The 17757-nt window shown below is 70.5% G+C and carries 19 protein-coding genes; 16 read left to right on the forward strand and 3 right to left on the reverse strand.

Translation table 11 applies throughout. From position 1 onward, the window contains the following. Nucleotides 1-52 precede the first annotated feature (52 nt). Nucleotides 53-1420, reverse strand: a complete 1368-nt coding sequence (locus ABD830_RS31955; protein ID WP_344995620.1) for an extracellular solute-binding protein — start codon at nucleotides 1418-1420, stop codon at nucleotides 53-55. Nucleotides 1421-1615: 195 nt separating this feature from the next. Here ABD830_RS31955 and prcB point away from each other — a divergent pair, with 195 nt between their 5' ends. The 9 genes from prcB to ABD830_RS32000 all read left to right on the forward strand — a co-directional run bounded on the left by prcB (nucleotide 1616) and on the right by ABD830_RS32000 (nucleotide 9153). Further along, nucleotides 1616-2464 carry a proteasome subunit beta gene (gene prcB, locus ABD830_RS31960; RefSeq protein WP_344995623.1) on the forward strand — a complete coding sequence of 283 codons (849 nt, stop codon included), beginning with the start codon at nucleotides 1616-1618 and terminating at the stop codon, nucleotides 2462-2464. A gap of 20 nt (nucleotides 2465-2484) precedes the next feature. Further along, complete coding sequence (prcA, locus tag ABD830_RS31965) at nucleotides 2485-3282, forward strand: proteasome subunit alpha (RefSeq protein WP_344995626.1); 798 nt, start codon at nucleotides 2485-2487, stop codon at nucleotides 3280-3282. Nucleotides 3283-3624: 342 nt separating this feature from the next. Continuing rightward, nucleotides 3625-4158 carry a hypothetical protein gene (locus tag ABD830_RS31970; RefSeq protein ID WP_344995629.1) on the forward strand — a complete coding sequence of 178 codons (534 nt, stop codon included), beginning with the start codon at nucleotides 3625-3627 and terminating at the stop codon, nucleotides 4156-4158. 114 nt (nucleotides 4159-4272) lie between these two features. Further along, nucleotides 4273-5631, forward strand: a complete 1359-nt coding sequence (gene pafA, locus ABD830_RS31975; RefSeq protein ID WP_344995632.1) for a Pup--protein ligase — start codon at nucleotides 4273-4275, stop codon at nucleotides 5629-5631. A gap of 104 nt (nucleotides 5632-5735) precedes the next feature. Then, nucleotides 5736-6647 (forward strand): FKBP-type peptidyl-prolyl cis-trans isomerase, encoded by a 912-nt coding sequence (locus ABD830_RS31980; protein WP_344995635.1) that lies wholly within the window; start codon nucleotides 5736-5738, stop codon nucleotides 6645-6647. Between the two features lie 57 nt (nucleotides 6648-6704). Beyond that, entirely contained in the window at nucleotides 6705-7622 is a 918-nt protein-coding gene (locus ABD830_RS31985) for an FKBP-type peptidyl-prolyl cis-trans isomerase (RefSeq protein WP_344995638.1), read from the forward strand. A 15-nt stretch (nucleotides 7623-7637) separates the two neighbouring features. Further along, complete coding sequence (locus ABD830_RS31990; RefSeq protein ID WP_344995641.1) at nucleotides 7638-7991, forward strand: hypothetical protein; 354 nt, start codon at nucleotides 7638-7640, stop codon at nucleotides 7989-7991. Nucleotides 7992-8000: 9 nt separating this feature from the next. Continuing rightward, entirely contained in the window at nucleotides 8001-8657 is a 657-nt protein-coding gene (locus ABD830_RS31995) for a helix-turn-helix transcriptional regulator (protein WP_344995644.1), read from the forward strand. Between the two features lie 16 nt (nucleotides 8658-8673). After that, complete coding sequence (locus ABD830_RS32000; protein ID WP_344995647.1) at nucleotides 8674-9153, forward strand: DUF3291 domain-containing protein; 480 nt, start codon at nucleotides 8674-8676, stop codon at nucleotides 9151-9153. On the opposite strand, the gene ABD830_RS32005 is transcribed toward ABD830_RS32000, so the two are convergent. Then, a complete protein-coding gene (locus ABD830_RS32005; RefSeq protein WP_344995650.1) occupies nucleotides 9099-10166 on the reverse strand; it encodes a DUF3866 family protein in 1068 nt (355 codons plus the stop codon). The genes ABD830_RS32000 and ABD830_RS32005 overlap by 55 nt on opposite strands. 38 nt (nucleotides 10167-10204) lie before the next feature. On the opposite strand from ABD830_RS32005, the gene ABD830_RS32010 reads away from it, so the two are divergent. The 7 genes from ABD830_RS32010 to ABD830_RS32040 all read left to right on the forward strand — a co-directional run bounded on the left by ABD830_RS32010 (nucleotide 10205) and on the right by ABD830_RS32040 (nucleotide 17415). Next, nucleotides 10205-11158, forward strand: coding sequence for a helix-turn-helix transcriptional regulator (locus tag ABD830_RS32010; RefSeq protein ID WP_344995653.1), 954 nt, complete (start codon nucleotides 10205-10207; stop codon nucleotides 11156-11158). Nucleotides 11159-11224: 66 nt separating this feature from the next. Next, nucleotides 11225-12190 (forward strand): helix-turn-helix transcriptional regulator, encoded by a 966-nt coding sequence (locus ABD830_RS32015; protein WP_344995656.1) that lies wholly within the window; start codon nucleotides 11225-11227, stop codon nucleotides 12188-12190. After that, nucleotides 12187-12387: a hypothetical protein gene (locus ABD830_RS32020; RefSeq protein WP_344995659.1), complete on the forward strand. Its 201-nt coding sequence runs from the start codon at nucleotides 12187-12189 to the stop codon at nucleotides 12385-12387. Before ABD830_RS32015 ends, ABD830_RS32020 begins: the two co-directional genes overlap by 4 nt. Nucleotides 12388-12416: 29 nt before the next feature. Further along, a complete protein-coding gene (gene tatA / locus ABD830_RS32025; RefSeq protein ID WP_344995662.1) occupies nucleotides 12417-12749 on the forward strand; it encodes a Sec-independent protein translocase subunit TatA in 333 nt (110 codons plus the stop codon). Between the two features lie 35 nt (nucleotides 12750-12784). Beyond that, entirely contained in the window at nucleotides 12785-13669 is an 885-nt protein-coding gene (tatC, locus tag ABD830_RS32030; RefSeq protein WP_344995665.1) for a twin-arginine translocase subunit TatC, read from the forward strand. Between the two features lie 16 nt (nucleotides 13670-13685). Next, entirely contained in the window at nucleotides 13686-14573 is an 888-nt protein-coding gene (locus ABD830_RS32035) for a diacylglycerol/lipid kinase family protein (RefSeq protein ID WP_344995668.1), read from the forward strand. A 106-nt stretch (nucleotides 14574-14679) separates the two neighbouring features. Beyond that, entirely contained in the window at nucleotides 14680-17415 is a 2736-nt protein-coding gene (locus ABD830_RS32040; protein WP_344995671.1) for a DEAD/DEAH box helicase, read from the forward strand. 119 nt (nucleotides 17416-17534) lie between these two features. Here ABD830_RS32040 and ABD830_RS32045 read toward each other — a convergent pair whose 3' ends face one another. Then, nucleotides 17535-17723, reverse strand: coding sequence for a hypothetical protein (locus ABD830_RS32045; protein WP_344995674.1), 189 nt, complete (start codon nucleotides 17721-17723; stop codon nucleotides 17535-17537). Nucleotides 17724-17757 lie beyond the last annotated feature (34 nt).

Genomic DNA, 17757 nt, shown 5'->3' on the forward strand with positions numbered 1-17757 from the left:
GGACGGGGTGGAGCCGGGCCCTGCCTGGCCGGTGGGGTGTCAGGGGGCTCGTTCACCCGCCGATGTTGGCCGGGCCGCCGACGATTCCTTCGAGTTTCGCCTGGTACGCGGTGGCCGCCTCGTCGGGGCTCCTGCCGCTGACGACGGCGGCGGTGGCCTCTTGGAGCGCGGCCGACACCTGGGGGTAGACGGCCAGTCCGGGGCGGTAGGCGGTGATGGGCAGCACCTCGTCGGCGACGAACTTGAGCATGGGGTCGGCGGTGAGCAGCTCGTCGTTGACGTCGGTGCGCGAGCTGATGCGTGCCTGGCCGGACAGCTGCGCCTTGGTGGCGGGGGCCGAGTGCATGAAGGCGAGCAGGTCCCAGGCGAGTTCGGGGTTCTTGGAGTTGGGGTTGAGCACGCGTACGGCGCCGCCGGACATGCTGACGAAGTCCTGGCCGTGGATGCCGCCGCCGGGCTGTCTGGCGGGGATCTTGGCGTAGCCGACGACCTGGTCGCGGTCCTTCATGGGGGCGACGCCGGCCCGGGGTTCGACGACGGAGCGCCAGAAGTAGTCGCTCTCGGCCAGGATGCCGATCTTGCCGGCGGCGAACTGGGTGAACGACTTGTCGCGGCCTTTGGCCTCCTGCTGCAGCTTGGGGTCGCCGAGGCCGCTGCCGCCGTAGATCTGCCGGTAGAAGCCGAGTGCGTCCTTCAGTGCCTGGGAGGCGCCGGTCCACTTGCCTGCCGTGTAGATCTCGGATCCGGCGCCGGCGAGCAGGGGGAGGAGGCCTTGCATGGTGGTGGCCTCGCCCATGGCGGTGCCCGCGTTGATCTGGATCGGGACGGGCACGCCGGCGGCCTTGAGTCTGGTGCCGGCGTCGATGATCTCCTGCCAGCTCTTGGGCTGCCAGGTCGCGGGCAGGCCGGCCTTGGTGAACAGGGTCTTGTTGTAGAACAGGACGCGGCCGTCGGTGCCCTGCGGCAGGCCGTACTTCTTGCCGTCGAAGACGCCGAGGCCCTGGACGGCCTCCGGGATCTGGGACCAGCCCTCCCACTGTTCGACGGTGGCGCCGCCGACCTCGGAGAGCGGTTTGATGTAGCCGGCCTGGGCGAATTCGCCGACCCAGATGCCGTCGAGGTCGATGACGTCGGCGCCGCGCCTGGACTTGAGGTCGAGCGCGATCCTGGTCTTGTACTGCTCGTCGTCGACGCCGCTGGGCTGGAAGAGCACCTTGACGTGGGCGTGGGTCTTCTCGAACTCGGGGATCACCCACTGCTTGATCCAGGCGGCCGTCTCGGCGTTCTTGCCGCCGGAGATGGAGTTGGCCGCGATCGTCAGGGTGACGCTGCCTCCGCCGGTCTCCGTGCCGGTGCCGCAGGACGTGAGCGCCAGGAGGATGGTGGCCCCGATCACCGCAGGTCGGCTGGGTAATCTCATGTCGGCCTCCTGTTCAGGACGTGCGGACATACCGACGGTCGCATGGCGGCCGGCGCCCGTAAAGAAACGATCTGGGCACGGAACGCGGCGGTGCGTGTCCGTGGGGGTTCGCCGTGAGCTGATCGTGGGAAGTGCAGACAGCGACGCAACATGAGTAGGGTCGCCCTAGGAACATTGACGTTTGGAGGGAGTCGCGTGGCATCGCACAGGGATCTGCCCGTCGGCTTGGTCAACCAGCTTTTCCTCAACACCGGAAGTTCCTCGTTCACGGAGTTTGTCGGCTCGTATGCGCCCGAGTTGCTGCCGCAGCGGGATGAGGTGCTGGCCACCCCGATCAGCGACCAGGTTCCGCACGCGACCACGATCGTGGCCGCCACCTTCGCCGGCGGCGTGGTCATGGCGGGCGACCGGCGTGCCACGTCGGGCAACATCATCTCGCAGCGCGACGTGGAGAAGGTGTTCCGCACCGACGACTACTCGTGCATGGGCATCGCGGGCACGGCCAGCACCGGCATCGAGTTCGCCCGGCTGTTCCGCGTGGAGCTGGAGCACTACGAGAAGCTCGAGGGCCGCACGATGTCGGTGGCGGGCAAGGCCAACCGGCTGGCCACCATGATCAGGGGCAACCTCGCCATGGCGATGCAGGGGCTGGTGGTGGTGCCGCTGTTCTCCGCGTACGACCCTGACAAGGACGAGGGCCGCATCTTCAGCTACGACGTGGCGGGCGGACCTTACGAGCGGGAGAGATTCGACGCCATCGGCTCGGGTTCGATCTTCGCGCGTGGGTCGCTGAAGAAGCTCTACCGCGACGGCGCCTCGGCCGACGACATGGCGATGACGCTCATCCAGGCGCTCTACGACGCCGCCGACGATGACTCGGCGACCGGTGGGCCCGACGTCACCAGGAAGATCTGGCCGATCGTGTCGGTGATCGACGCCGATGGTTTCCGCAGGCTGACGGAGGAGCAGGTCTCCGCGTACGTCGAGCAGATGCTCGAGGCCCGCCTGATCTCGCCCGACGGCCCCATCGCCCCGCTGCGCTAGAAAGGGATCACCACGTGTCCATGCCTTTCGGATATGCGTCCCCTGAGCAGATCATGCGGGACAAGGCCGACTACGCGCGCAAGGGCATCGCGCGGGGCCGTTCTGTCGTCGTGCTCCAGTACGTCGACGGCATCCTGTTCGTCGCGCCCAACCCGTCCCGGGCGCTGCACAAGATCAGCGAGATCTACGACCGGATCGGGTTCGCGGCCGTGGGCCGCTACAACGAGTTCGAGGAGCTGCGGCTCGGCGGCATCCGCTACGCCGACATCAACGGCTACACCTACGACCGCTCCGACGTGACGGGCCGTGGCCTGGCCAACCTCTACGCCTCCAATCTGGGCCGCATCTTCACCGAGTCGATCAAGTCGCTGGAGGTGGAGGTCGTCGTCGCCGAGGTGGGCGAGACCAAGGACGGCGACGCGATCTACCGACTCACTTTCGACGGGTCGGTCTTCGACGAGCACGGCTTCGCCGCGATGGGCGGCCAGGCCGAGGCGGTGGCCACGCGGCTCAAGGAGCGTTACCGCGAGTCGATGTCGCTGGCGGACGCGCTGGAGGTGGCGCTGACGGCGCTCACGGAGCCGGGCGGCGAGCGGCCGCCGGTGGGGCAGCTGGAGGTCGCGGTGCTCGACCGCAACCGTGAGCACCGCAAGTTCCTCCGTCTCACGGGCGCGCGCCTGGAGCGTCTGCTGGCCCAGACGTCTGCTCCGTCTGCTCCGTCCACTCCGTCGGCGCCCGCCGCTCCCTCTGCGTCGGGGGACACGCCGCCGCCGACGGCCCCTGACGGCGACGTGGACGACGGCTCCTCGCCGCTGTAGGTCCGCGCCTCAGGCGTCTTCAGGCTGCACACCGTCAGGGGCCGTCACGGCGGCCCCTGACGGTGTTTTCGGACCCGCTACGGGAGAGGTGGCGGGTCTTCGCGTTGTCCGTGGCCCGCTACAGGGCTGTCCCGGTGCCGTGGTGGGCGCCGGGTGTGCGTGGCGGCGTTTGGCGCCCGGGTTCAGGGGCGTGATGATCGGGTGCGCGACCCCTCCCAAGGGTCGGCGTCGGTGTGACGAGGTGCGGTGCGGCGGCGTCCGGTGCCGCAGCTGTGGCGTAGTGTGATCTGTTTCACAATGGTTTGGGAGAACTTCAGAGGATTGCCGAGGATCTCAGCATCCGTGAACACTCCCATGCGTGGCCTCCTGGCGGCCGGTGCCGCCGTGGCCGTGGTGCTGAGCTCGGGTGCGGCGGCCCAGGCCGCGACGGCGGCGGCCGCGGTCCCCGACTACAAGGCGCCCAAGACCTTCGGTACGACCTTCCAGGCGGACCCGAAGCACGACTTCACCAAGGGGATCCACTCCCGCCACAACGGCATCCTGCGCGGCTGGATCACCCTCATCCGGGGCGATGTGGCCGAGTACGAGCCGATCAAGTGGAAGAAGGGCACCGAGACCGAGGGCCTCTTCGTCGGCCCGCCCAAGGGCGACGTCATGGCGTACGCCTCGCCCATCGCCAAGGACGTGGTCTACCTGTCCGCGTACGGCTGCAAGGCGTCGATGGGGGACATGACGGTCAACAGGAACAACGGCCTCGGCAACAAGCGGTGCTCGAGGAGTGTGCTGCTCAAGCGGCACCACGCCCACGGCCATCCCTCGCTCATCACCGTGTACAAGGGAAAAATCGTCAAAGTTCAGGAGATCTATACCCCCTGATCGCGAGCGGCGACGACCCGCGCCCCGTGGGGGCGGGCGCGGGAACGGGGCGCGAAGCGAAAACACCTGGGAAGATCCCTCCCGCTCATGGATCCATGGGCATAGTGTGAGGTGATGGATCGTCGCATCTTCGGGCTGGAGAACGAGTACGGTGTGACCTGCACGTTCAGGGGGCAGCGCAGGCTGTCGCCCGACGAGGTCGCGCGCTACTTGTTCCGGCGGGTCGTGTCCTGGGGCCGATCGAGCAACGTCTTCCTCCGCAACGGCGCACGTCTCTATCTGGACGTGGGCAGCCATCCTGAATACGCAACACCCGAGTGTGACAACGTCATCGAGCTCGTCACCCACGACAAGGCGGGTGAGCGCATTCTCGAGGGCCTTCTGGTCGACGCCGAGAAACGGCTGCGCGAAGAGGGCATCGCCGGTGACATCTACCTGTTCAAGAACAACACGGACTCGGCCGGCAACTCCTACGGCTGCCACGAGAACTACCTGGTCGGCAGGCACGGGGAGTTCGGGCGGCTGGCGGACGTGCTGATCCCGTTCCTGGTGACGCGTCAGATCGTGTGCGGGGCCGGCAAGGTCCTGCAGACGCCGCGCGGCGCCGTCTACTGCGTCTCGCAGCGGGCCGAGCACATCTGGGAGGGTGTCTCCAGCGCCACCACCCGTTCCAGGCCCATCATCAACACGCGGGACGAGCCGCACGCCGACGCCGAGCGGTTCCGCCGCCTGCACGTCATCGTGGGCGACTCCAACATGAGCGAGACCACCATGCTGCTCAAGGTCGGCGCCACCGACCTGGTGCTACGCATGATCGAGTCGGGCACCGTGATGCGCGACCTGTCGCTGGAGAACCCGATCAGGGCCATCCGCGAGGTCTCCCACGACATGACGGGCCGGCGCAGGGTGCGCCTGGCCAACGGGCGAGAGGCCTCGAGCCTGGAGATCCAGCAGGAATACCTGTCCAAGGCGAAGGACTTCGTCGACCGCCGCGGCGGCGACGCCATCGCCCACCGGGTGCTGGAGCTGTGGGAGCGGACGCTGAACGCGGTCGACACCGGCAACCTCGACCTGGTCTCGCGGGAGATCGACTGGGTGACGAAATACCAGCTCATCGAGCGTTACCGGAAGAAGTACGACCTGCCGCTGTCCTCGCCGCGGGTGGCCCAGCTCGACCTGGCCTACCACGACGTGCACCGCAAGCGCGGCCTGTACTACCTGCTGCAGAAGCGCGGCTCGGTGGAGCGGGTGGCGTCCGACCTGAAGATCTTCGAGGCCAAGTCGGTGCCGCCGCAGACCACGAGGGCGCGGCTGCGCGGCGAGTTCATCCGCAAGGCGCAGGAGAAGCGGCGCGACTTCACCGTCGACTGGGTGCATCTCAAGCTGAACGACCAGGCGCAGCGCACGGTCCTGTGCAAGGACCCGTTCCGCAGCGTGGACGAGAGGGTGGACAAGCTCATAGCAGGGATGTAGCTCGGCGTTTACCTCGGGCCTACCCGGAAGTCGGATAGGGTGACGCGAATCTGCCGTCTTTCCGAGGGAAACCCATGCGCCGCGCTCTGGCCGTACTGGCTGCCGTGCCTTTGATCTTGTTCGCCGCCGCGTGCGGATCCGACGACAGCGCGAGCACCGGCGCGTCCGGCGGGCCGGGTGCGTCGGGGTCGGGGGTCAAGGTCACCGGGAACGTGGGGGGCAAGCCCACGGTGACCTTCCCCTCCGGCACGCCCGCCACGAAGTCCTCGTACGAGGTCATCCAGCCGGGCGCCGGCAACGGGATCAAGTCGGGCGACCGCGTGATCGTCAACCTGACCGTCTACAACTGGGACGGCAAGGGCAACGCCGTCCAGGGCTCCTCCTACGACACCAAGCGGCCCGAGACGATCGCGGTCAACGAGCAGATTCCGCAGGTGCTGCAGGAGGGCTTCACCAAGGTCAAGCACGGCGGCCGGCTGCTGGCCGTGCTGGCGAGCGACTCCGCCCCGCAGCAGCAGGCGACCGCGCCGGCCGAGCCGACCAAGGTGTTCGTGTTCGACGTCGTCGGCACCGCGCCGGCGCCGCTGAAGGCCGCCGCCGGCAAGGAGACCGGCGAGAGCATCAAGGGCGTCAAGGTGGAGAGCCCGGGCGGGGAGAAGCCGCCCACGCTCTCCACGAAGACCAAGGACAAGCCCTCGGACAAGCTGGTCGTCAAGACCCTGATCCAGGGCACCGGCCCGAAGGTGCAGCCGGGCCAGACGCTCACCGTCAACTACACCGGCAAGATCTGGGGCACCGACAAGCAGTTCGACTCCAGCTGGGAGCGGGGCCAGCCGGCCGAGTTCCCGCTCGGGAACGTCATCCAGGGCTGGCAGCAGGGCCTGGCCGGGGTGCCGGTCGGCAGCCGGGTCGTGATGAGCATCCCGCCGGCGCTGGGCTACGGTGACCAGGCGCAGCAGGGCATTCCCGCCAAGAGCACCCTCGTGTTCGTGGTGGACGTCCTGGCGGCCTACTGACGCGGGCTGCGGCAAGGCGGTAGCATCGCCAGCCACCCCGGCCGCCTGGGAGGAACGATGCGCCGCCGCCGTACCGCCGCGTTGCTGCCGGCCCTTGTGCTGCTGGCCGGCTGCGCGGGCGGCCCGCAGGCGACTGCGGGCGGCCCGGACATGGCGGCGGGTCTCGACGTGACAGTGGGCGGTCTCGACGTGACAGTGGGCGGCCCGTTCGGCGCCAGGCCGACGATCGCCTTCACCGGCGGCAGGCCCGCCGCCGGGCTCCAGGTGGACGAGCCGGCCACCGGCGCCGGCCCGCCGCTCGCGGCGGACGACGTGGCGATCGTCCAGTACACCGCGCACGTCTGGGACGGCAAGGACAACCGCCTGGTCGACTCCACCTTCGACCGCGGCACGCCCGCCGCCTTCCCGGCGGGCGAGGGGCTCGGCGGGGCGCTGCGGGGCCACCGGGTGGGCAGCAGGGTCGTCGCCGCGGTCCCGCCCCGGACGGGCGGCGCCGGCCCGGGCGAGGAGCTGCTGTACGTCGTCGACGTCCTCGGCGCCCATCCCACGGGCGCCTCGCTCGAGGCGGGCGGCGGCACGCTGGCCGGCGTGCGCGTCACCGGCGGCGCCCGGCCCGCCCTGGCGGTGCCCACCGGCCCGCCGCCCGCCGCGTTCGCGGTCAAGGTGCTGGCCAGGGGCGACGGGCACGCGACGCAGGCGGGGCAGCTCGTCGTCGCCCAGTACGAGGGCGCGCTCTGGAGCAGCCGCCGCGTCTTCGACACGACCTGGACGACCGGCCGGCCGAAGGCGTTCAGGATCGGCGACGGCAGCGTGATCAAGGGCTGGGACCGGGCCCTGGTGGGCGTGCCCGCCGGCAGCCGGGTCCTGATGATCGTGCCGCCCTCCTACGGGTACGGCACTGCCGGCGACCCCGCCCACGGCATCACGGCCTCCGACACGCTGGTCTTCGTCGTGGACGTGCTGGCCGCGTACTGAGGCACGATGGACCCCATGATCCGTGCATTCATCGTCATATCGTCCGCTTTAACCGTCCTGCTCGGTGTGGCGCCCGCTGTCTCCGCCACCGCCAATCCCCCCTTCTGCAAAGGCGTCAAGCCCTGCGTCATCGGCGGGGACGCCGGGCGGACGTGGCTGCACGCCTCCGCCTCCTCCAAGGCCGGGGCACGCGTCGTGGCCGCCCGGCTGCTGCGTAACGCCGGGACCGTCCACCGCCGCTACCACGCTCCGGAGTGGATCGAGATCTGGGTCGTCAAGAAGGGCGCGTGCTGGCGGAAGTACGGCGACGCCGAGATCAGGCCCAGCCGCGCCTGCACCTACAAGCACCTTGAGCGGAAGCTTTCATAGACTCCCGTTGTGAGTAGCGACGACCTCGACGCGCTGGCCCTTCTGCACGACCCCGTCCGCCGCAGCCTGTACGCGGTCGTCGCGGCCCGCGGCGGCGACGTGGGCAGGGGAGAGGCGGCCGAGGCCGCGGGCGTGTCCAGGACCCTGGCGGGCCACCACCTCGACAAGCTCGTGGAGGCCGGGCTGCTCGAGAGCGGCTTCCGCCCGCAGGAGAAGAAGGGGCCGGGCAGCGGCCGGCCCGCCAAGGTCTATCGCAGGGCCAGGGGCGAGCGGTCGGTGAGCCTGCCGCCGCGCGACTACGCCGCGCTCGCCTCCGTCCTGGCCGGAGTCGTGGACGCCCTGGGCGCCGAGGAGCAGGCCGAGCAGGCCGCGCGCGCGGCGGGCGCCAGGATGGCCGGCAAGCACGCCGGAGAGCCGGTCGGGCAGGTGCTCGAGGCGCGCGGCTACGAGCCGTACGAGGAGGGCGGCGCGCTGCGGCTGCGCAACTGCCCCTTCCACGTGCTGGCCGAGGAGCAGCCGCTGCTGGTGTGCTCCATGAACCTGGCCCTGTGCCAGGGCCTGCTGGAAGGCCTCGGCGATGACCCGGCCAGGGCCGCGCTCGACCCGCGGCCGGGGGAGTGCTGCGTCACTCTAAAACAAACGGATATTGACATAGAAGGCGGCTGATGGTGTGCTGAGCGTCATGCATCTCGCCGAAATGAACCTCGCCCACCTCCGCGCGCCCACCGACAGCCCCGAGCTCGCCGAGTTCGTCGCACTCCTGGAGCCCATCAACGCCCTCGCCGACGAGGCGCCGGGGTTCGTGTGGCGGCTGAAGGAGAGCGAGGACGACCCCACCGCCACCGTCATCCACGAGTACGGCGACCACCTGCTGATCAACTTCTCGGTGTGGGAGTCGCTGGACACCCTGTGGAACTACGTCTACCGCAGCGCCCACCTGGACGTGCTGCGCCGGCGCAGGGAGTGGTTCCTGCGCATGGCCGAGCCGTACATGGTGATGTGGTGGATCCCCGAGGGCCACATCCCCACCCTGGCCGAGGGCATGCGGCGGCTGGAACGCCTCAAGGCCGAAGGCCCGAGCCCCGAGGCGTTCACGTTCAAGGACTCCTACGACAGCAGCGAGGCCGCCAGCCTGCCGGCCGCCGCCGAGGCCACGAAGTAGGCCAGGTCCTCCTCCAGACCCCTGCCCATCGTCGAGAGCCGCACCGGGGACTCGCGCAGCGCCTCGTGCAGGCCGTCCACCGGCACCGGCACCAGGCGGTGCCGCACGGCCAGCAGCTCGGCCTGGTCCCTGACCCGCTCGCCGAAGTCCCCGGGCAGCACGGGCACCGGCACGTCGGCGGGGGAGAGCGCGACGCGGCCGTAGGCGGTCAGCGAGTGGTGTGAGACGCCGTAGTGGCGCTCGCGCTGGTCGCCCTCGCTGACGCGCAGCGCCGCCACAGGCCGGCCGAGCAGCACGCCCGCCGCGTTCACCGCCTCGCCGGCCGACACGCCGGAGAAGCCCCACCGGGTGCCCGTGCCCAGGTTGCCGGGGCCCTGCGCGACGACCGCCACGTCGGCCTCCAGCACGTGCTTGGCCGCCAGCAGCCCGGTGTGGACGGTGACCGCCTCCACGTCCCCGCCGAACGACTGCCCGACCGTCACCACGCCCGCCAGCCAGCCGATCTCCCGCAGCCGGGCCGCGGCCATCGAGAACCACGCCGGCAGCGCCCCGCCGTCCTGCATCACGTACGCCACCCGCGTGCCGGGCCGGTCGGCGTACAGGCCGCACAGGACGGGCGGCAGCGCCGAGTGCAGGTCGGCCACGACGACGGGCATGCCGTCGAGCGAGTCGGCCTCGCGCAACCGCTCGTGATGCGGGGAGTCCTGCTCGTCGGCGCCGAGCACGGTGGCCTGCAGCGGCGTGTACCTGGCCTTCACCAGGTGCCCGGGACCCGCAGGATCTTGCGGCAAACGGTTAGGGACGGCCACCACCATGGCGTAACCTCCCGTACCGAGACCCATCGCGAGTGCGGTCGTGTTGAGCAGCACCTCGTCGCCGGGTTCCGGGCGGCCGACCAACGGCGGATACGCCAGCGCCCGGCACTCCCCCTCGGGGACGGCGACGTCGAGCTCCACCGCTCCCGGCCACTCGCGTCGGATCCGTACAACCTCGCCCTTGCGCCATCTGATCACGGGGGCAGGGTAGCGTCGATGCAGGAGGAGTGAGGCAGATGTCGCGCCGGAAGACGGAACGGTTGCTCAATCTGGTTATCTGCCTGCTCGCCACCCGGCGGCCGTTGTCGGCCGAGCAGATCCGCCACGTGGTGCCCGGCTACGACCGCGACGGCGACGAGGCGTTCCAGCGCATGTTCGAGCGCGACAAGAACGAGCTGCGCGAGATCGGCATCCCCATCGACGTGGTGCGCGATCCCTGGGAGGACGAGCCGGGCTACCGGATCGAGCGGCAGTCGTACGAGCTGCCCGAGATCACCCTGGAGCCCGACGAGGCCGCCGTGCTGGGCCTGGCCGCGCAGGTGTGGCAGCGGGCCAGCCTGGCCGAGGCCGCCTCCGGGGCGCTGCTGAAGCTGCGCGCCGGCGGCGTGGCCACCGACCAGCCGCTCGGCGCCGGGGCGCTGGAGCTGCGCGTCGACACCCGCGACCCGGCCTTCCCCGCGCTGTGGGACGCCGTGCGCGACCGGCGCGCGGTCCGCTTCGACTACCGCAGCGCCGGCAGCGAGAACGTGCGCGCCCGCACCGTGGAGCCGTGGGGCGTGGTCAGCCGCAACGGCCGCTGGTACCTCGCCGGGTTCGACCGCGGCAGGCAGGCGCCGCGCGTCTTCCGGCTCAGCCGGATCCCTGGGCAGGTCACCGTCCTGGGCAAGGCGGGGGCGTTCGAGGTGCCCGAAGGGGTGGATCTGCGGGGTATGGTCGGCTTTCCCGACGACTCGCCGGACGAGCGCGTGGCCGTCATCCGCGTACGCCGCGGGACGTGCGAAGGGCTGCGCCAGCTGGCCACGGCCGTGCGCGCGGGCGACGGCGGCTGGGACGAGGCCGAGCTGTCCTTCTTCGACCCCGAACGCCTGGCCGGCTGGATGGCCAGCCTCGGCGCCGACGTGGAGGTCGTCGAGCCGCCGGACGCCCGCGAGGCCGTCATCCGCCGACTGAAAGGGGCAGCAGCATCGTGAGTGAGCGCAGCGAACGAACCAATGGACGCAGCAGTGGTCACTCATGCGACCGACGAAGGAGGACGCATGAGTGGGTCCGCTGACAGGCTGCCGAGGTTGCTGGCGCTCGTGCCGTACCTGATGTCCCATCCGGGGGCGCAGGTCGGCGAGGTGGCCGCGGTGTTCGGGCTGAGCGAGAAGCAGCTCATCGACGACCTGCAGCTCGTGTGGATGTGCGGCCTGCCGGGCCACACCCCGGGCGACCTCATCGACGTCTCCTGGGACGGCGGCGAGATCATCATCGACAACGCCGACACCATCGCCAGGCCGCTGCGGCTCGGCATCGACGAGGCCAGCGCGCTGCTGGTCGCCCTGCGCATGCTCGCCGCCACCCCCGAGCTCGCCGAAGTGCCCGGCGACGCGCTGCCCCGGGTGACGGCCAAGCTCGAGCGGGCCGCGGGCGAGGGCGCCGCCACCGTCAGCAGCCAGCTCGCCGTCGACGTGGACGCCGCCCCCGACGCGCTGCCGCGCGTGCGCGAAGGGCTCACCAGGGGACGGCGGCTGTCGCTGCGCTACTACGTGCCGGGGCGCGACGAGGTGACGCCGCGCGAGGTCGACCCCATGCGGATCGTGGTCGTGGACGGCCGGACCTACCTCGAGGGATGGTGCTACCGCGCCGAGGCGATGCGGCTGTTCAGGCTCGACCGGATGCTCGGCGTGGACGTGCTCGACGTGCCCGCCGATCCGCCGGAGGAGGCCGAGCCCATCGACGTCACCCGGGGCGTCTTCCGTCCGTCGCCCACCGACGAGCTGGTCGAGCTGGAGCTCAGCGCCGCCGGACGGTGGGTGGCCGAGTACTACCCGTGCGAGCAGGTCACCGAGCTGGGCGAGGGGCGCCTGCGGGTGGCGCTGCGGGCCCGCGACGAGGACTGGATACTCAAGCTGGCGCTGCGCCTGGGCGACACCGGCCGGGTCGTCTCGCCGCCGGAGATGGCCGAGACCGTACGGCAGGAGGCCGAGCGCGCCCTGGCCCTGTACGCTCACCAGTCATGACGTGGATCTACGTGGCGATCGGGCTGGGCGTGTGCGGGCTGGCGGTGCTCGGGATCGCGGGTGCCCGGGTCGTCGTGGCGGCACGTACTCTGAAGGGGGAAATCGCTGAGGCGACAGCCCAGCTGGAGCCGAGGCGGGTCAGATTGACGGGCCGAGGGGATGAGACCATGCCCCAGGCAGCGTACGATCGTGGCTGAAACAGGCACTCGCTAGAAAAGGGCGTTTCATGTCGAATCTCGGAGTTCCCGAACTTCTGATCATCGCGCTGGTGCTCGTGTTGCTGTTCGGTGCCAAGAAGCTGCCCGAGATGGCCCGCGGCGTCGGCAGGTCGCTGCGCATCTTCAAGTCCGAGACGGCCAAGCTGCGCGAGGACGACGACGACACCCACACCGTCCAGGCCCAGGCACAGGCACCCGCTCAGCCGCAGCCCGCCCAGCCGCAGCCCGCGCCGCAGATCCAGGCCCCGCCCGCGCTCTCGGTCGAGGAGCAGGCCAGGCAGCTGGAGGAGCAGGCCGCCAAGCTGCGCGCCAGCGCCGCCCAGGCCGACAAGCACGCCTGACCACCCCCATCCCTCCTCGTCACCTGGACTGCTAGATGGCGCTGCTCAAACGGTCAAGCCAGCCCGCGCCTGACCCCGAGGGCCGCATGCCCCTCATGGAGCACCTGCGCGAGCTGCGCAACCGGCTGCTCATCGCGGCTATCGCCGTCGTCGTGGGCATCATCATCGGGTGGATCTTCTTCGATCCGGTCTGGGCGTTCATCAAGGAGCCGTTCTGCGAGACGCCGCAAGCCCAGCAGTTGCGCCCAGGCCAGTGCACGCTGACCTACGGCGGCATCTTCCAGTCGTTCTTCCTGACACTGAAGATCTCGGCGCTGGTCGGCGTCCTCGTGTCCTCACCCGTCTGGCTCTACCAGATCTGGGCCTTCGTCACCCCGGCCCTCTACCGTAACGAGAAGCGTTACTCGATCGCCTTCCTCGGGCTGGCCATCCCGCTGTTCGGGGTCGGCGCCGTGCTCGCGTACGTGATCATGGACACCAGCCTGGCCATCCTGCTCGGGTTCGCACCGAGCGACACCTTGCCAGTCATCCAGATCGACGAGTACGTCAACTACGTACTCATCATGATCGTGATCTTCGGCGTCTCGTTCGAGCTGCCGTTGCTCCTGGTGTTCCTCAACATCATCGGCGTGCTTCCCCACGCCACGGTCAAGAAGCACCGCCGCTGGGTGGTCTTCGCCATGTTCGTCTTCGGCGCGGTCATCACGCCCGGCGGCGATCCGCTGACGATGATGGCGCTGGCCGCGCCCATGGTCGTGCTCTACTTCCTGGCCGAGTTCTTCATGTACATGCGCGAGAAGCGCATGCCCGCCACCGAGGACTTCTCCCATCTGTCCGACGACGAGGCCTCGCCGCTGGTTGAGGACTCCGCCTCGCTCGATGACGAGCGCCCCGGGGAGGATTCCGGTTCGGCGCGATAGGCGATAAGTTCCGGGCGTGTCCCCTCAACTCGCCCTGCTCGTCAACCCCGCCGCCCGCGGCGGCCGCACGGTGCGCCTGCTGGAGCCCGTGGCGCGGCGGCTGCGTGCCGGAGGGGCCGAGCTGTCGGTGATCGTCGGCGACGACGCCGCCGACGCGCTGGAACGCGCCTGCACCGCCGTGGTCGAGCGCCCCGACGCGCTCGTGGCCTTCGGCGGCGACGGGCTGGTCCACCTGGCCGTCCAGGCCGTGGCCGGCACCGGCGTGCCGCTCGGCATCATCCCGGCCGGCACCGGCAACGACATCGCGGCCGCGCTCGGGCTGCCCTGCGATGACCCCGTCGCCGCCGCCCGCACGGTGCTGCGCATGAAGCCGCGCCTGTTCGACGCCGCCCGGATCGTGGCCGGATCCGCCGACGAGCTGTTCGCGGGGGTGATGTGCTGCGGCTTCGACTCCCGCGTGAACGAGCGGGCCAACCGCCTGACCTGGCCGCCCGGCATGGGCCGGTACGTGCTGGCCACGGCGCAGGAGCTGCGGTCCTTCCGGCCGATCCCGTTCCGGGTGACCCTCGACGAGGACGAGGTCGTCGAGCGGGAGGTCATGCTGGTCGCCGTGGGCAACACGCGCTCCTACGGGGCGGGCATGCGGGTGTGCCCGGACGCGCGGCCCGACGACGGGCTGCTGGACGTGATGATGCTGGACGCCGTGTCGAAGGCCGAGTTCGTGCGGGTGTTCCCGAGCGTGTACCGGGGGACGCACGTGGGGCATCCGGCGGTGTCGGTGCGGCGGGTGCGCAGCGTGCGGCTGGAGGCTCCCGACGTGGTCGCCTACGCCGACGGTGAGCGCGTGGGATCGGCGCCGGTGCACTGCGAGGTGCGCCCCGGAGCGCTGCGCGTGCTCGTTTGAGATCTACATTGTAAAGGCGCCTGGCCGGGGTGGCCCGGGGGAGCCGGATGACCTTGCGGAGCACGGTGGGACCGACCGGAATGGCGATTTCGGTAGGCTGGCGGGTATGACAACGCCAGCGGAACGCTATGCGGCCTTCCGTCAGAGACATGGGGACGACGGGGCCGCGCTGAGATCGTTCCGAGGTCTCTACGACTTCGAGCTGGACGACTTCCAGCTGGACGCCTGCCGAGCCCTGGAGGCCGGTGACGGAGTCCTGGTGGCGGCGCCCACGGGGTCGGGCAAGACGGTCGTCGGCGAGTTCGCCGTTCACCTGGCCCTGGAGCAGGGCCGCAAATGCTTCTACACCACCCCCATCAAGGCGCTGTCCAACCAGAAGTACAACGACCTGGTCAAGCGCTACGGCACCGCCAAGGTCGGCCTGCTGACCGGCGACAACAGCGTCAACGGCGAGGCCCCCATCGTGGTCATGACCACCGAGGTGCTGCGCAACATGCTCTACGCCGGGTCGGCGACGCTGGCCGGGCTCGGGTTCGTGGTGATGGACGAGGTCCACTACCTGGCCGACCGGTTCCGCGGCGCGGTCTGGGAAGAGGTGATCATCCACCTGCCGGAGTCGGTGCGTCTGGTGGCGCTGTCGGCGACCGTGAGCAACGCCGAGGAGTTCGGCGAGTGGATGGGCGAGGTGCGCGGCGACACCACGGTGATCGTGGACGAGCACCGTCCTGTGCCGCTGTGGCAGCACATGATGGTCGGCAACCGCCTCTACGACATGTTCATGAACGACGACCTGACGCTGCGCATCAACCCCACGCTGATGCGGGTGACGCGCGACGCCGAGCGGCTGATGGCGGGCCGGGGCAGGCGCGGCTACGGCCGGCCGCAGCGCTCGCGGCCGCCGGACCGGGTGCAGGTGATCGAGAAGCTCGACGCCGAGGGGCTGCTGCCGGCGATCACGTTCATCTTCTCCCGCGCCGGCTGCGACGCCGCCGTCCAGCAGTGCCTGTACGCCGGGATCCGGCTCACCACCGACCGCGAGCAGCACGAGATCAGGCAGCTCGTGGACGAGCGCACCGCGCACCTGCCCGACGAGGACCTGGCCGTCCTGGGCTACCTGGAGTGGCGTGACTGCCTCGAGCGCGGGCTGGCGGCGCACCACGCGGGGATGCTGCCGGCGTTCAAGGAGGTCGTGGAGGAGCTGTTCACGCGCGGGCTGGTCAAGGCCGTGTTCGCCACCGAGACGCTCGCCCTGGGCATCAACATGCCGGCCCGCAGCGTGGTGATCGAGAAACTCGACAAGTGGAACGGCGAGACCCACGCCGACCTGACGCCCGGCGAGTACACCCAGCTCACCGGGCGGGCCGGGCGGCGGGGCATCGACGTCGAGGGCCACGCGGTGGTGCTGTGGCAGGTGGGCATGGATCCGCTGTCGGTGGCGGGCCTGGCCGGCACGCGTACGTACCCGCTGCGCTCCAGCTTCCAGCCCTCCTACAACATGGCGGTCAACCTCGTCGGCCAGTTCGGCAGGGAGCGCGCCAGGACGCTGCTGGAGGAGTCGTTCGCGCAGTTCCAGGCCGACCGGGCGGTCGTGGGGCTGGCCAAGCAGCTGCGCAAGCACGAGGAGGCCCTGGAGGGCTACCAGGAGGCGATGACCTGCCACCTGGGCGACTTCCCCGAGTACGCGGCGCTGCGCCGCAGGCTCACCGACCGGGAGGCAGAGCTGGCCAAGCAGCGCGGTGCGGCGCGCCGGGCCGCCGCCGTGCGGTCGCTGGAGGCGCTGGAGCCGGGCGACGTCATCCGGGTGCCCGGCGGGCGCAGGGCGGGGCTGGCGATCGTGCTCGACCCCGGCCGCAACCCGCGCGGCCGTGGCGCCGACACCGGGCCGAGCCCGCTCGTGCTGACCATCGGCAAGCAGGTGAAGAAGCTCGACCCCTCCGACTTCCCCGTCCCGGTCGAGCCCCTCGAGAAGCTGCGCATCCCGAAGAACTTCAACGGCCGCTCGCCCAAGGAGCGCGCCAACCTCGTCTCCACGCTGCTCGCCAAGATCGGCGACCGCGACCTGGGCAAGCCGGTCAGGGCGCGCGACCACACGGTGGAGGACGAGGAGGTCAACGAGCTGCGCCGGCGCATCCGCCAGCACCCGTGCCACGGCTGCGACGAGCGCGAGGACCACGCCCGCTGGGCCGAGCGCTACTACAAGCTGCTGCGTGAGACCGAAGGGCTGCGCCGCCGCGTCGAGGGCCGCTCGCATGTCATCTCGCGTACGTTCGACCGCATCTGCTCGGTGCTGGAGCAGCTGGGCTACCTCGAGGGCGAGGCCGTCACCGACGAGGGCCGCCGCCTGGGCCGCATCTACACCGAGCTGGACCTGCTGACCGCCGAGTGCCTGCGCCAGGGCCTGTGGGAGGAGCTCGACCCGGCCGAGCTGGCGGCGTGCGTGTCGGCGCTGGTGTTCGAGTCGCGGGCGTCCGACGACGCGCGCCGTCCCAAGGTCCCCGCCGGGCACACCCAGGAGGCGCTGTCGGCGATGGTCCGGCTGTGGGGCGAGCTGGAGGGCATCGAGTCCGACCACGGGCTCTCCACGATCAGGGAGCCCGACATGGCGTTCGCCTGGGCGGCCTTCCGGTGGACGAAGGGGCACACCCTCGACGCGGTGCTCAGGGACGGCGTCAACGGCAACGAGCTGGCGGCCGGCGACTTCGTACGGTGGATCAAGCAGCTCATGGACCTGCTCAGCCAGCTCGGCGACGCGGCGCCGGCAGGCAGCAAGATCAAGCAGACGGCGGGCAAGGCGATCGACGGGATGCGGCGCGGCGTGGTGGCCTACTCCTCGCTCACCTGAGCACACGGCTGGAGGCGCCGCTCGCCCGGCGGGCGTCCTCCAGCCTCCCCGTAGGCCGGCCCGGCCTCTCTGAGGGCCACCGGGCCTCTCTGAAGGCCCCCGGCGCCGCTAGGACTCCTCTAGGACTCCTCCTTGCGCACGCCGTAGATTGTCAGCGCCAGGCCCGCGACGCCTGTCACCGCGCTCGAGATGGTCAGCGCGGTGCCGTCGAGCCAGCGGTGCAGCAGGCCGAAGCTCTGGCCGAAGACATGCTCGGCGATGAGGCCGCCGAAGCCCTGGATCATGAGAAGAACGCCGATGAATGCCATGCGTCGATGATCCCGGCCGTGGCCCTCCGGATCC

The sequence above is a fragment of the Nonomuraea helvata genome (assembly GCF_039535785.1).
Classification (GTDB): Bacteria; Actinomycetota; Actinomycetes; order Streptosporangiales; family Streptosporangiaceae; genus Nonomuraea; species Nonomuraea helvata.

Coding starts and splice junctions, on each gene's coding strand:
- ABD830_RS32045 (WP_344995674.1), bottom strand. CDS start 17,723: ATGGCATTCATCGGCGTTCTTCTCATGATCCAGGGCTTCGGCGGCCTC.
- ABD830_RS32040 (WP_344995671.1), top strand. CDS start 14,680: ATGACAACGCCAGCGGAACGCTATGCGGCCTTCCGTCAGAGACATGGG.
- ABD830_RS32015 (WP_344995656.1), top strand. CDS start 11,225: ATGAGTGGGTCCGCTGACAGGCTGCCGAGGTTGCTGGCGCTCGTGCCG.
- prcA (WP_344995626.1), top strand. CDS start 2,485: ATGCCTTTCGGATATGCGTCCCCTGAGCAGATCATGCGGGACAAGGCC.
- pafA (WP_344995632.1), top strand. CDS start 4,273: ATGGATCGTCGCATCTTCGGGCTGGAGAACGAGTACGGTGTGACCTGC.
- ABD830_RS31990 (WP_344995641.1), top strand. CDS start 7,638: ATGATCCGTGCATTCATCGTCATATCGTCCGCTTTAACCGTCCTGCTC.
- ABD830_RS32010 (WP_344995653.1), top strand. CDS start 10,205: ATGTCGCGCCGGAAGACGGAACGGTTGCTCAATCTGGTTATCTGCCTG.
- ABD830_RS32020 (WP_344995659.1), top strand. CDS start 12,187: ATGACGTGGATCTACGTGGCGATCGGGCTGGGCGTGTGCGGGCTGGCG.
- ABD830_RS32000 (WP_344995647.1), top strand. CDS start 8,674: ATGCATCTCGCCGAAATGAACCTCGCCCACCTCCGCGCGCCCACCGAC.
- tatA (WP_344995662.1), top strand. CDS start 12,417: ATGTCGAATCTCGGAGTTCCCGAACTTCTGATCATCGCGCTGGTGCTC.
- ABD830_RS31985 (WP_344995638.1), top strand. CDS start 6,705: ATGCGCCGCCGCCGTACCGCCGCGTTGCTGCCGGCCCTTGTGCTGCTG.
- tatC (WP_344995665.1), top strand. CDS start 12,785: ATGGCGCTGCTCAAACGGTCAAGCCAGCCCGCGCCTGACCCCGAGGGC.
- ABD830_RS31955 (WP_344995620.1), bottom strand. CDS start 1,420: ATGAGATTACCCAGCCGACCTGCGGTGATCGGGGCCACCATCCTCCTG.